The 13,392-nt window shown below is 57.6% G+C and carries 11 protein-coding genes; 7 read left to right on the top strand and 4 right to left on the bottom strand.

Going from position 1 to position 13,392, the window contains the following annotated elements; genetic code table 11:
• Positions 1-91: 91 nt before the first annotated feature.
• Complete coding sequence (locus DOCECA_RS06760) at positions 92-2,125, top strand: hypothetical protein (protein WP_445571639.1); 2,034 nt, start codon at positions 92-94, stop codon at positions 2,123-2,125.
• Between the two features lie 242 nt (positions 2,126-2,367).
• Positions 2,368-4,665, top strand: coding sequence for an autotransporter outer membrane beta-barrel domain-containing protein (locus tag DOCECA_RS06765; RefSeq protein ID WP_445571640.1), 2,298 nt, complete (start codon positions 2,368-2,370; stop codon positions 4,663-4,665).
• Positions 4,666-4,741: 76 nt separating this feature from the next.
• Here DOCECA_RS06765 and DOCECA_RS06770 read toward each other — a convergent pair whose 3' ends face one another.
• Positions 4,742-5,182, bottom strand: a complete 441-nt coding sequence (locus tag DOCECA_RS06770; protein WP_434700928.1) for a hypothetical protein — start codon at positions 5,180-5,182, stop codon at positions 4,742-4,744.
• A gap of 241 nt (positions 5,183-5,423) precedes the next feature.
• Between DOCECA_RS06770 and DOCECA_RS06775 the strand changes: the two genes are divergently transcribed.
• The 3 genes from DOCECA_RS06775 to DOCECA_RS06785 all read left to right on the top strand — a co-directional run bounded on the left by DOCECA_RS06775 (position 5,424) and on the right by DOCECA_RS06785 (position 8,014).
• Positions 5,424-6,125 carry a response regulator gene (locus DOCECA_RS06775; RefSeq protein WP_434580680.1) on the top strand — a complete coding sequence of 234 codons (702 nt, stop codon included), beginning with the start codon at positions 5,424-5,426 and terminating at the stop codon, positions 6,123-6,125.
• A 3-nt stretch (positions 6,126-6,128) separates the two neighbouring features.
• A complete protein-coding gene (locus DOCECA_RS06780; RefSeq protein ID WP_434610858.1) occupies positions 6,129-7,430 on the top strand; it encodes an ATP-binding protein in 1,302 nt (433 codons plus the stop codon).
• A 206-nt stretch (positions 7,431-7,636) separates the two neighbouring features.
• Positions 7,637-8,014 (top strand): hypothetical protein, encoded by a 378-nt coding sequence (locus DOCECA_RS06785; RefSeq protein ID WP_434610860.1) that lies wholly within the window; start codon positions 7,637-7,639, stop codon positions 8,012-8,014.
• Positions 8,015-8,123: 109 nt separating this feature from the next.
• Here DOCECA_RS06785 and DOCECA_RS06790 read toward each other — a convergent pair whose 3' ends face one another.
• Together DOCECA_RS06790 and pncA are read right to left on the bottom strand one after the other, a co-directional pair.
• Entirely contained in the window at positions 8,124-8,765 is a 642-nt protein-coding gene (locus DOCECA_RS06790; RefSeq protein WP_445571641.1) for a DUF1345 domain-containing protein, read from the bottom strand.
• A 38-nt stretch (positions 8,766-8,803) separates the two neighbouring features.
• A complete protein-coding gene (pncA, locus tag DOCECA_RS06795; RefSeq protein ID WP_445571642.1) occupies positions 8,804-9,460 on the bottom strand; it encodes a bifunctional nicotinamidase/pyrazinamidase in 657 nt (218 codons plus the stop codon).
• 279 nt (positions 9,461-9,739) lie between these two features.
• Here pncA and DOCECA_RS06800 point away from each other — a divergent pair, with 279 nt between their 5' ends.
• Positions 9,740-11,818 carry a putative bifunctional diguanylate cyclase/phosphodiesterase gene (locus DOCECA_RS06800; protein ID WP_434563521.1) on the top strand — a complete coding sequence of 693 codons (2,079 nt, stop codon included), beginning with the start codon at positions 9,740-9,742 and terminating at the stop codon, positions 11,816-11,818.
• 9 nt (positions 11,819-11,827) lie between these two features.
• Here the strand turns inward: DOCECA_RS06800 and DOCECA_RS06805 are convergent, their stop codons facing one another.
• Positions 11,828-12,928 carry a DNA alkylation repair protein gene (locus tag DOCECA_RS06805; protein WP_445571643.1) on the bottom strand — a complete coding sequence of 367 codons (1,101 nt, stop codon included), beginning with the start codon at positions 12,926-12,928 and terminating at the stop codon, positions 11,828-11,830.
• Positions 12,929-13,079: 151 nt separating this feature from the next.
• On the opposite strand from DOCECA_RS06805, the gene DOCECA_RS06810 reads away from it, so the two are divergent.
• Positions 13,080-13,388: an RcnB family protein gene (locus DOCECA_RS06810; protein WP_434563525.1), complete on the top strand. Its 309-nt coding sequence runs from the start codon at positions 13,080-13,082 to the stop codon at positions 13,386-13,388.
• The last annotated feature ends 4 nt before the right edge of the window (positions 13,389-13,392 follow it).

Genomic DNA, 13,392 nt, shown 5'->3' on the forward strand with positions numbered 1-13,392 from the left:
GATTCGGTGGCGTGGTGACGATTGAATCTCTTTGAGATTTGAAGATGTCTCGTTCAGTTCAGTTCAGTTTATAGTTTATGGAGAAATAAAAATGACCAGTACAAGTACAAGTCCCAACGGTGAAGTATTAACGCTGAAGCAGATTGCTGAGCGCTCGCGGACAGCCTTACGCACGAAAAATTCTGACTCCGGCGTTCTGCTGAATCCCCCCGAAATTGTCGGACAGATCATAGACGACCTGATCCCCAAATCGGTGCTGGACACCGGGACGATGACGGTTCGATTCCATACCGGTGATATTGCAAGCCCGCATGACAGTGACGAGTGGGAGTTGTATGAGCGGAAGGCGCCAGATACGGGGGACGGTACCATGGTCGCTGACGGCCAGTTTGGCCCTGTAACAGGTCGCCCGACGGAACTCAATATTCCGGTATCCACTATTGCGCTCGCGGATGATGACGCATCGAAAGCGTCAACGACTTACGAATATCAATTTGTCCACTACAAAGGCGCGGACGGCAACGCGGACATGTCGCCATGGTTCCCAGCAGAAATTGACCGGTATGCACCTGAGCATGACAAACAGTCGAATATGAGGCTGAAGCCGGAGGCCGCCATATTTGTAAATTTGGCTCCGGGTCAAGAAATTGATGATGATTGGCTCGCCAATAACAGCACGCTGGAGCTGGCCATCAATGTTAGCTATGACTTTCATCGTGATGACGATGTCATTCACGTCTATGCGGGGGACAGTTACGGTGTCGGGACGCCTGTACATACCCAAGATCTAACGTCATCTGGGGAGGTGTCGGTACCAACGGCAGCTATTCCGCAATTGGACGGGCAATATTACGTCTGGTACGTATTAGAAGATGTGGTTGGAAATATCAGCGAGGACGCGTTGGCGAGTGGCTACTATGTCCGTCGCCGGCCACGGCCTCAACTGCATGACTCTTATATTCCGAAAGGCATCTTGCCGGACGTTGTCGACTTGGAGGACCTGACCAGCCCAGTGTATGTAGAAGTACCCTATACCACTAATGGCCAAGACACGGACCGGATCATTCCGAAGATTATTAACGGTAACGGTAGTACAGAGTTTGCTTTAGGCAGTCAGCAGTTAGGCCAGGAGGCACCTAATAAAGTACTCCAATTTCCGGTGGCCACGAACAGGCTGATTGCGCTTTGGGGAAGCTCTACCGCGCAAGCGGCTGTATTTACTGAATATCAATTTTCCCGAACAACAGAAAACCCAGTTCCATCCGTTCCAGCAGAGTCCGCTCTTGATTTTAGCTATCGTGGCCCCGTGAATCCGATTTTTCCCTCGTTGGAAAATCCGAATATGGTGAAGGTCACGGTGGTGGCCGTTGGTGGCTCTGGCACTCCAAACCATATAACGCCAGAGGATCGTGGAAAGGAGGCGACTATCAGCACGCCCCTCGTCGATGCAGCAAGCGCGTGGGTGCCGATTGGCGATGAGGTCGCCCGGTTGTGGTTCAACGGCGTGGAAGTGTATAGCGAAAACCTAACGGCCGGGACCTTGACACCATTGACCTTTAACATGTCAGCCGCTGACATCGATGGCGCCGGGGTTGGAAAGAAAATTGCCTATTGGACGATTGAGGAAGATGGCGGTCGGAATGTAATGCGATCGTACCCCACCGAGGTTCAGGTCGATGCGGTTCGGGTTGTACTGCCAGCTCCAACGGTTCGGTTGTTTAACGGTCTTGTTTCATGCCGATATTTGGACAGGAGCACATACGCGTTGCCCGTTACGGTCGACATAGATGCAACGCATATGCCTCCCGGCACGGTTGTTACGCTTAAATCCGTTGGAACCACCGATGCGTTGGGACTTGATGAAATCCCTGGCACGGACTATCTCGGAACTTACCAAATTACCGGAGCGGCGACGGGTGGGCAGTTTGTCAAGAATATCGAGCCCTACTTGACAAAGCTCAAACCTATCCAGCCGACACACGCTTCCGGCTTGCCTAATGGTTATATAAAAATTTGGTATGAGGTGGATATCGGTGGGGTGCTTACATCGTCGCTTGAGTTTCTAAACGAGGTTTCACTGCTGAATAACAGCTTTAATTATTGTGAAGGAACACCGACTCAATAGGTGGGGGCGGGAATCGGGGGATGCTACGTTGTACCCCGACGTCGTCGCTATAACAGAGTGCAAAGAAAAATCCTGCTGTTTATTGGGATTTATCCTACATAAAATTGCGAAACTGAGGTGTAGATTATCGGCCGTCTGTGAGAGGGGATGCTCATAAAAATTAGCCTTGTCATTTTTATTCGAAATGACGAAACGCGGGTAGCGATATGCAATTGGTTAAATTCGACAGAGGATCACTTGGAATGTCAGGCCAGGTGGGTAGTTCGTTATTATTATGTTTATTGTTCCTGGCTGAGCCGTCGCTTGCCGGGACGTTAGTCGGCCAGGAGCAGACACTCACAAACGGTTCTCCGGTGGAAGCCTGGACGCTTGCGCAGACGTCAACGTTGAACGTCAATGGCGCAGACACGCTCGATATTTCGGCCTCTGAATCTACGTTGAATGCCAGCGGAGCTACCACTGGAAGGATTACAGGAAGTAATGGTTCTACCATCAACTTATCTGACACTACCGTCGCTGGTGGGAATGCGCCCTCTGCGTTGCGACTTGACAACAGTACCGCGACGATCAATGGCAGTACCATCACCGGGGATAGATTGGGATTATCAGCCGCGCGTGCCGTCACTTCGACAACCGGTTCAACGGTAACGGCAACCGACAGTACCATTACCGGCACCACAGGTGGCGCTCGTGCGTCGGCCTATAGCACCCTGACTTTTTCGAAATCGACCATTGAGGGCACAGGAGCAACGAGTTTTGGTCTTTCGCTGCTGGGCGCCTCGGCGTTTGCAAGCAACGGAACACGCATTATCGGCGGTCAGAATGGCGTCACGTTGGGGCTCGAAAGCGGTGTATCGGTTGGCAATCGCCTAGAGCTTGATCGTTCGAGCATCGAGGGGAAGAACGGTTCTGCCATTGTTGTGGATTACGCGGGTAGCTCGGCACCGGTCACGCGGATTGACGTGCTCAACGGTTCGACGCTGACCGGGAGCAACGCAACGATCCTGGAAGCAAAGGGCGCCGCTGACGTAGCCATGAATGTAGGACTGAGCGACTTGACGGGTAACATTCAAGTTTCCGACAACAGTGTCGCGGCGCTGACTTTTACCCAGGGGTCGTTGACCGGTGACATAACAGCTGATAGAGGCAGCACGGCAGCAGTAGCGTTGCAGCAAGGCTCGCAATTGACCGGCGTCATGACTAATGTTGCGACGGTCGGTATTGATGCTCAATCGAGTTGGACCATGACGGGCAACAGTCAGGTCGGCGATTTGTCTTTAAACGGCGGTACGGTGAGATTCGGTGCCGATAATGCTTTTTATCAACTGAATGTAGAAAACCTGTCCGGTAACGGTCTGTTCATGATCGGCACCGATTTTGCGACAAACCAGACCGATGTACTCAATGTCACCGGGTCCGCCACCGGCAACCATCAGCTTATGATCGCCAGTAGCGGCATCGACCCCGCCAGTGGCCAACCGGTCCAGGTCGTACATACTGCCAGTGGGGACGCGACCTTTACCCTGGCGAATGCCGGTGGTGAAGTCGATCTGGGCGCATTTACTTATGGATTGAAGCAAAGTGCCTCCGGTAACGATTGGTTCCTGGATCCTACGGCTCGTGGGGTCAGCCCTTCCACTCGGGCAGTCATGGCACTGTTCAATACCGCACCGACGGTGTGGTATGGCGAGCTGACCTCGTTGCGCAGTCGCATGGGGGAATTGCGCTTCAATCCACAGAAGTCCGGTGCCTGGATGCGGGCGTATGGCAATAAATACAACGTGTCGGATAGCTATGGGGCTGGATACCGGCAGGCCCAGCAAGGTTTCTCGCTCGGCGCCGATGCGCCTTTGCCAATGGGAGATGGGCAGTGGCTGGTGGGGGTAATGGCGGGTCACAGTACTTCAGACCTTGATTTGCATCGTGGAACTTCCGGTACGATCAAAAGCTACTACTTAGGTACTTACCTGACGTGGATGGATGAGGCCAGTGGTTATTACGTGGACAGCGTTCTCAAGCTCAACCGCTTCCAGAACGATGCCAAGGTTGGTATGAGCGATGGCAAGCGGGTCAAGGGTGATTACGACAACACCGGCTTGGGCGGTTCGGTAGAGATTGGACGCAATATCAAGCTTGACGATGGCTATTTTATCGAGCCCTTTACCCACTGGTCTGCGGTGGCGATAGGTGGCAAGGATTATCGACTGAACAACGGCCTGCGTGCTGAGGGCGACACTACTTACTCATTGCTCGGCAAGGCAGGTATGACAGCTGGGCGCGATATCCAGCTACGCAACGGAGCGATGGTGCAACCCTACGTTCGTGCGGCGTTGGTGCACGAATTTGCCAAGAATAACGAAGTCAAGGTCAACAACAACGTATTCAATAATGATCTTTCTGGATCCCGTGCCGAGTTAGGGGCCGGCGTGGCCATCAATTTGTCGCAACGCTGGCAAGTTCACGCGGAGGTGGAGTACATGAATGGTAAAGGTATTGAAATGCCAGTGGGGGGAACGGTAGGCCTGCAATTTAAATGGTAAGCCTGTGTTGGTCAGGACCTAGATTTTTATAGTTTGTAGAATGTGTAGCCCCGGCTTGACGCCGGGGCTATTTCTATTAACTAAGCTCTGTGTCATATGTCCCCGAGCATAGAAAGCGGCCCGTGCCGTCAGCTTTGTCCATGTTCACTTGAAAAGACCCTGAGAAATTTAAACTTGTGCGATTTAAATGGTAAGTGATCGTTCCTGACCTGGCTTTTTGTAGCGTCGGGTTTTGCGGATCCTCATAATTATTGAAATGCACAGTTGCATGTTGGTCGTGGTCCGTCACCGGTTCATTGGTTGCGTCTTTCCTATCTTTGGAGAACGTAATGGTGAACGTTCTGGGACGACCGTTTGCCCATTCGGTGGCAACCACCATCCATATATCGCCGCGGCCTGGCGTAACGGAGCTTTTAAGTTCGGTTACGGAGGCACGAAAGGGGGAGCCGTCCTCAAGAGTGGCGGTGAAGTCAACGTCCGTTGCACGTAAGGCAGATTTACTGGCTGCGCTGTTCATAGGTGAACTCCATAGGTTAATGAGAATACTCCAGTCGGCACGCTGTGCCATGCGTCTGGTTTCCTTATATAGAGCCCGTACTGCACTTTTGTATACTGTCAAGTATTACAGGTGTCCAGGCTGGGGTTTTGTGGTGGGGAACATGGTTGTGAAATTATGTAAGGGTTTTGCTCAGCGGCGGATGAGGGCGTATATCCTTCGCAGCTTGAGATTCTGAGCGCCTCGTACCTTTGGATACACCATGCCCAACATCCTCCTCGTCGAAGACGACGCCGCCCTCTGCGAACTCATCGCCAGCTACCTGGAACGCAACGGCTATCACGTCAGCGTGCTCAACCGTGGCGACCATGTGCGTGAGCGGGCGCGGGTCAATCCGCCGGACCTGGTGATCCTCGATCTGATGCTGCCGGGGCTGGACGGCTTGCAAGTCTGCCGCTTGCTGCGGGCCGATTCGGCGACTCTACCAATCCTGATGCTCACCGCCCGGGACGACAGCCACGACCAGGTGTTGGGCCTGGAGATGGGCGCCGACGACTATGTCACCAAACCCTGCGAGCCACGGGTGTTGCTCGCCCGAGTGCGGACGTTGTTGCGGCGCAGTAGCCTGACCGAGCCGCAGACGGTCAATGATCGCATCGTCATGGGCAACCTGTGCATCGACCTGTCCGAACGCACCGTGACCTGGCGCGGCCAAGCGGTCGAGCTGTCCAGCGGCGAATACAACCTGCTGGTGGTGCTGGCCCGGCATTCCGGCGAAGTACTGAGCCGCGACCAGATCCTGCAACGGCTGCGCGGCATTGAGTTCAACGGCACCGATCGTTCGGTGGATGTGGCCATTTCCAAGCTGCGGCGCAAGTTCGACGACAACGCCGGCGAGGCGCGCAAGATCAAGACCGTGTGGGGCAAGGGTTATCTGTTCAGCCGTTCCGAGTGGGAATGCTGATCGATGTGGAAGCTGCTGATTCGCCTTTATCTGGTCACCATCGTTTCCTACAGCGCGGCAATCTATTTGATGCCGGAACTGGTGATCCGCCTGTTCCACGAGCGTTTCCAGGCCTACAACCTCGACTATTCCCGTGGCCTGCAAACGTTGATGGTCAAGCAGTTCCGCGCCGTGCCCAGCGAGCAATGGCCGGCGCTGGCGGCGCAGATGGACAAGGAGTTCGAGCCGTTGCGCATCGAGTTGGCGACCACCGAGGACGCCGGTTTCACCGCAACCGAACAGGCGCGTCTCAAACGTGGCGAGAACGTGGTGCGCGTCGGTGACTGGGGCTGGCGAACCCTGGCGGCAGCGCCGCTGGACGAGCGCACGGCGGTGAAGATGATCGTGCCGCCCGACCCGGCGGATGTCAGTTGGCTGTATTGGAGCATCAACGTGCTGATCGGCGCGACGATGCTGGGCTGCCTGCTGCTCTGGTTGCGGCCGCACTGGCGCGATCTGGAGCGTCTGAAGCGCACCGCCGAGCGTTTCGGCAAGGGGCATTTGAGCGAGCGCACGCACATTGCGCCGCGCTCGAACATTGGCAGCCTGGCCCACGTATTCGACACCATGGCCGGGGACATCGAGAATCTGCTCAACCAGCAGAGGGACCTGCTAAACGCCGTGTCCCATGAACTGCGCACGCCCTTGACCCGGCTCGATTTTGGCCTCGCTCTGGCGTTGTCGGAGGAGATGCCGACGGCCAGTCGCGAGCGTCTGCAAGGGTTGGTGGCGCACATTCGCGAACTGGACGAGTTGGTGCTGGAACTGCTGTCCTACAGCCGCTTGCAAAATCCGGAGCGGGTGCCGGAGCGGGTCGAAGTGCCGCTGGACGAGTTCATCGACAGTATCCTGGGCAGCCTCGACGAAGACCTGGCCGCGCCGGAGGTGGTGATCGACGTGCTGCTGCACGGCGCACTGGAGCGTTTCGTGCTGGACCCGCGCCTGACCGCCCGGGCGTTGCAGAACCTGTTGCGCAATGCCATGCGTTATTGCGAAAAGCGCATCCAGGTCGGTGTGCTGGTGGGTGATCAAGGCTGTGAGATCTGGGTCGACGACGATGGCATTGGCATTCCCGACAGCGAGCGCGAGCGCGTCTTCGAGCCGTTCTACCGCCTGGACCGCAGCCGCGACCGCGCCACGGGCGGCTTCGGCCTCGGCCTGGCGATCAGCCGCCGTGCCCTGCAAGCCCAAGGCGGCACCCTGACGGTCGGGGCTTCGCCGCTGGACGGGGCACGCTTCAGGCTGTGGCTGCCAACGCCGCCTTGAAGCCTGATGCAGTCCCTGTGGCTAGGGGATTTATGCCATTGGCGCCAACCCAATTCTTCGTTCCACCGCTCATCTGGGTGATGTTGCTGTTAGAGATTCCGACGAACCGTTTGTCGGTACTGTAATTGTTGACAGGTGTACGGGCATGCAGATCGCTTTAGTTTGCTGACGTGTGTTTACTTATTAGCTATCTCGCGGAGTCAGACATGAACAAAAGAAGCCCAGAAAAAAAAACCGAAGCACAAGGTTTTATGACCGCTATGGCTGCGACGTTTAATTTTAAAGCGGAATCAGTTTCGTTTACCAACCCACCTGGATTGTCGGGATTCAATAATCCCCAGAGTATGTGGATTAATCCCTCCCCGGGGGTGGTGAACGGTGCAGGCACGTATGACGTTGGCCCATCATCGGAACAGGTTTATATGGATTTCAGTATGGATGAATACACACGTCCCGCGGTGAGCGGAACGATTCGGTTTGATGAATATGACGAGGGGAAGCTGGCCAAGGGAAACTTCGACGTTGAGCTTAATGAAGGGGTGAGTGTAAAAGGCGAATTCTCCCTAAGGCAATGGGTGGATTAGAAGTTCAGATCTGATCTGACAATTACCGGATTTATGGACGTGATTGTCAGGTCAATTCAGTTGATGCACTTATGGGATCTATCCCCGCTGGGCTGCGGAGCTGCTCAAATCATCCAAACAACCCCGCCGCAATATTGATCGAAAACCCCAATATCGCCGTATTGAACACAAAACCGATCAACGACTGCGCCAACACGATCTTGCGCAACTGCCGCGTGGCAACCCCCACGTCCGAGGTCTGCACCGCCACGCCGATGGTGAACGAGAAGTACAGGAAATCCCAGTAATTGGGTGCGGCCAGGCCTTCGGCAAAACGCAGCGCCGGTTCCTTGCCGTTCCAGGTGTAATACAGCCGGGCGTAGTGAACGCTGAAGATCACTCCGATCAGCAACCATGAGCCGATCACGGTCAACGCGGTCGCGCCATAGTGCAGCCATTTGCCGGCCATTTGCAGGTCGCGGCTGCCGGCCAGTTCAAAGGTGATGGTCGCCAGGCTGGCCAAGGCTGCGATGCAAACCATCAACAACACGAGCCCGGCGTTTTCGTCTTCCATTTCGGCGATGCGCTTCACGTCCGGTGCCTTGGCTCGCACCGTGAGCCAGAACATCAACAGCAGATAAGTCCAGACCTCGACGTTCCAGCCGATCAGGATCTTGCCGATGACCGAGTCAGCGGGAATCGACAAACCCGCGGCCAGGCCAATGATCGTGGCCCAGGAAAGGCGCGGGTGAGTGCGGGTGAGGCGGGGCATGGGAACTCACTGTGACAAGGGAATACGGGTAGTAACAGTCATCCGGCAAACGCCGGGCTGGCGATGTCGCTGGATTGAATCAGCCGCACGCCGGCCTCCTGCATGCGCCGCATGGCCGCGTCCATCGAACCGTCGATATCGATGCCCCGGCAAGCGTCCAGAACGACGATCGCGTTGAAGCCAGCCATTCGTGCGTCCAGCGCCGAGTACATCACGCAGAAGTCCAGGGCCAATCCGACCATGTACACCGTGTCGATGCCGCGTTCCTTGAAGTAGCCGGTCAGGCCGGTCGGGGTCTGGCGGTCGGCTTCCATGAAGGCCGAGTAACTGTCGATGGCCGGGTTGCACCCCTTGCGAATGACCAATTGGGCATGAGGCAAGTCGAGGTCAGGGTGCAGCGCGGCGCCCGGGGTATCCTGGACACAGTGATCGGGCCAGAGCTTTTGTTCGCCGTAGGGGAGCTGGATGAGGTCGAAGGGTTGCTTGTCTTCATGGCTGGAGGCGAACGAGGCGTGCCCGGCGGGGTGCCAGTCCTGGGCGCAGACGACGTTCAGGAACGAACGGCCGAGTCGGTTGACCAGCGGTACGATTTCGTCGCCACCCGGCACGGCCAGTTGGCCGCCAGGGATGAAGTCGTTCTGGATGTCGATCACGAGCAAAGCGGTGGTTGTGGCTTTGGTATCCGTTAGGGTCATGCCGGCTGCTCCTGGGGGGAACTGAAGAGCTTAGCCGAATCGGTTCCGGCTCAGGTGGTTGTTTGTGCCGGGCACCGCATCGCGAGCAAGCTTGATTCCACATGGGCCGGTGGACGACGCCCTGCGGATAAGGGCCGCTACAGGGGAGCCCAGTGTCTTTCGTCGCAAATATTTTTTGTATGATGGCTTTTTGATGCACTTCTGTAGCGACTGTGTAGAATCGCCAACTTTCAACCGGGCATGGAAGCAGTACGGCCTTAAGGTCACGAGAAAAAACCCATGCTCATCGGCAGCTATTCACCCGCTCTCGTTTCGTTTTCCCTGTTTGTTGCAATCCTGGCGTCCTACACCGCGCTGGATCTGGCCGGGCGTATCGCCACCGCTCAGGGGCGCGCCGTTCACTTCTGGATGGCCGGTGGTGCGTTGGCGATGGGGGTGGGCATCTGGTCCATGCATTTCATCGGCATGCTCGCTTTCACCTTGCCGGTGGAGCTTGGCTACGATTTGGCGATCACTGCGCTGTCTTTGCTGATTGCCGTCCTTTCCAGCGGCTTTGCGCTGTGGTTGGTCAGCCAGCCACAACTGCGCGCCTGGCATTTGGCGTTCGGCGCGTTGGTGATGGGTACTGGCATCAGTGCCATGCATTACACCGGCATGGCCGCGTTGCGGATGCAACCGGGCATCGATTACGACCCGACGCTGTTCGGGGCTTCGTTGTTGATTGCCGTCGTAGCGTGCGCGGCGGCGTTATGGATCGCCTTTCATCTTCGCCAGAATACGCCTCACGTACGCCTGGCTCGTGCCGGCGCCGCCGTGGTGATGGGCGTCGCCATCGTCGGCATGCACTACACCGGCATGGCCGCGGCGCAATTCCGCGAAGGCAGTTTCTGCGGGGCCCTGGATGGCTTGAGCGGCAAGGGGCTGGACAATGTGGTGCTGATTACCACCCTGGCAATCCTGGCGATTACCTTGCTGACTTCCATCCTCGACGCACGCCTTGAAGCGCGTACGGCGGAGTTGGCCAGGTCGCTGACCCAGGCCAACCGGGAGCTGACTCAACTGGCATTGCACGACCCCCTGACCGGACTGCCCAACCGTGTTTTGCTGGCCGATCGCATTGGCCAAGCCATGCACCGCGTGCAGGAACAGGGCGGGTGTTTCGCCTTGATGTTCATTGACCTGGATGGCTTCAAACCGGTGAACGACGCGTTTGGCCATCACATGGGCGACCTGTTGCTGCGGGACGTGGCCCTGCGCCTGCGCGAGGATCTGCGCAACCAGGACACCCTCGCACGGATCGGTGGCGACGAGTTCGTCCTGCTGGTGCAACTGGCCGAGCCGGACGACGCCCTGCGCCTGGCCGCTCGGCAGGTTGCACTGATCGGCGGCACGTTCCGGGTCGCCGACCATGACCTGCAGATCTCCGCCAGTGTCGGCATCTCGCTTTATCCGGGCAACGGCCAGAGCGCCGATGAACTGTTGATGAACGCGGACGCGGCGATGTATCACGCCAAGGGCGCCGGCAAGAACGGCTACAGCTTCTTCGACGCCTCGATGAACAGCAACGCCCGCAAGCAATTGCAACTGCTGCAAGACTTGCGCATCGCCGTCGAGCAGCGGCAGTTCAGCCTGCATTACCAGCCCAAGTTCGACGCCGCGAAGGGCCGTCCGGTAGGTGCCGAAGCGCTGCTGCGCTGGACTCATCCAACCCAGGGCCTGCTGATGCCCGACACCTTCATCGACCTGGCGGAGAAGACCGGGTTGATCATTCCGATCGGCGAATGGGTGCTCAACGAAGCCTGCCGGCAGATGCGCGAATGGTACGTGCTGGGCTACACCGACTGGCGCATCGCGGTGAATCTCTCGGCCTTGCAGTTCTGCCATGCGGGCCTGGTGCAGAGCGTGGCCAAGGCGCTGGAAACTCATCATTTGCCGGCCAACAGCCTGACGCTGGAAATCACCGAGACCACTGCCATGAGCGACGCGGACGCGAGCATGACGGTGCTGCAACAGCTGTCGGACATGGGCGTGGACCTGTCCATCGACGACTTCGGCACCGGCTATTCGAGCCTGATGTACCTCAAGCGCCTGCCGGCCAACGAGTTGAAGATCGATCGCGGTTTCGTGCGCGACCTGGAGCACGACAGCGATGACGCGGCCATCGTCTCGGCCATCGTCGCCCTCGGCCAGGCCCTGGGGCTGCGGATCGTCGCCGAAGGGGTGGAGACCGATGTACAACAGGACTTCCTGACGCAGTTGGGCTGCGATTCACTGCAAGGATATCTGCTGGGGCATCCGCAACCGGCCGAGCATTTCCTCAAGAACATCCGCCAATTCCCGCGCGTGGCGATCGCCTGAGGCGATTGCTCAGGGGACGATGTCGAACGCGGTGCTGCCCAGCCGCTCGCCATTGATCAGCACATGTACCGCATGCCGGCCCTCATAGTGTCGGCGCGTGGTCAGCTCGCGGATGTGCTGGGAGCGGCTGAGGTTGGCGCACGCCAGGGCGGGCAGGTCGAAGGTCCTGAGTTTAAACACCTTGGCCGACGTACCGCCCGAGGCTTTTACGTAATCGATCGCATAATCGATCACCAAGCGTTGGTTCTCGGGACAAGTCGATTGCACCTTGAACGACAACGTGACCTGCTCGCCCAGGCGAATCACCGCCGGCAGCACTTGCAGATCCGAGACCTCGACCTGCGCCTTACCTCCCGCTCCGATGACCGCCAGCGCCCGGGGGTTACCTTGCTTGATCAAGCTGCGCAGGGCATGCCGGGCGATCCAGGCGGTGTGGCGCTCCTGGAGCGGCCAGCCTTCGATGCGGTCAAGGACCCAGTCGGGATGCTGCTTGGTCACATCGTTCAGGTGGTTGGCGACGGATTTGCGCACGTACAGGCTGTCGTCGGCCTTGAGCGCATCGAGGATGGCGGCGGCGAGTTCCGGGTTGGCCTGGATCGGCTCCAGATGGAATGACCAGGGCAGGCGCGGGCGGCTGCCTTCGCTGGCGAGGCGGCGCACGTGCTCGTTGGCGTCCAGTGCCCATTCATGCATCACTTCTAAAGTACCTGCCAGGTCATCGCGCAGGAAATGCCGCACGGCGAATTCCGCGGAGCCGAACCGGGTGAAATACTTGAGCGCGTCCATGGACGCCTCGAAGGCATGCCGACCGTACGACGCCACGTAGTGCGGCAGGAACATGCTCACGAACATGCTGTTCAAACGCGGCGCCAGGGCACGCAGTACTTCGAGCGATGATTCGTAATCCAGCGGCAAGACCGTATGCAGACACTCGCTGACCCGCGCCATGCGCTGCATCACCGACAACTGCGCCAGCCCATCGTTGGCCATGTCCAGGAACGCCTTGGCATCGAACGCCGGGTACACCGCGCGCATTTCGGTGGCGATGTGTTCCAGGCGGGCGTTGTTGAAGATTTCCTTGAGGGCTGGAGAAGAGGTGGTGGTGCTCATGTTGGGTCCGTCCGGTGGGTGTTGGGCCAAGGCTCGCCACTATGCCATAGCCGGCACATGGGAATGGGGCCTTCAGAAGCAACAGTAAAAGGAATGATTCGCCGTCGCCGAAGTCCCAGATTCAGTACCTTGAATTAATTGGAGTTCTTCTATGCGCAAACCCACCCTCATCGCCAGCCTCGTCTTGATCGCCGGCCTCGGAGCCTTTGGGCCTGTCGCGCAAGCCGTCGAGAAAACCGGAGACGCCCTGGAGCATTCGCCAAGCAATGGCCGCCGGCTGGTGGAAAACGACCGGGTCCCGGCGGACTACCAGCGCTCGGACAGGGCCATGAAAGACTGGAAGCAGAAAAAGCTCGAGCAGCCGACAGAAGAGCAGCAATGGGTGCATATCGACGATAAGTACCTGCTGATCGAAACCGTGTCCGGCGCAATCGTCAAGATCGTCCCGGCGACACGCTAAAGCA

The sequence above is a fragment of the Pseudomonas sp. E102 genome (genome assembly GCF_052660185.1).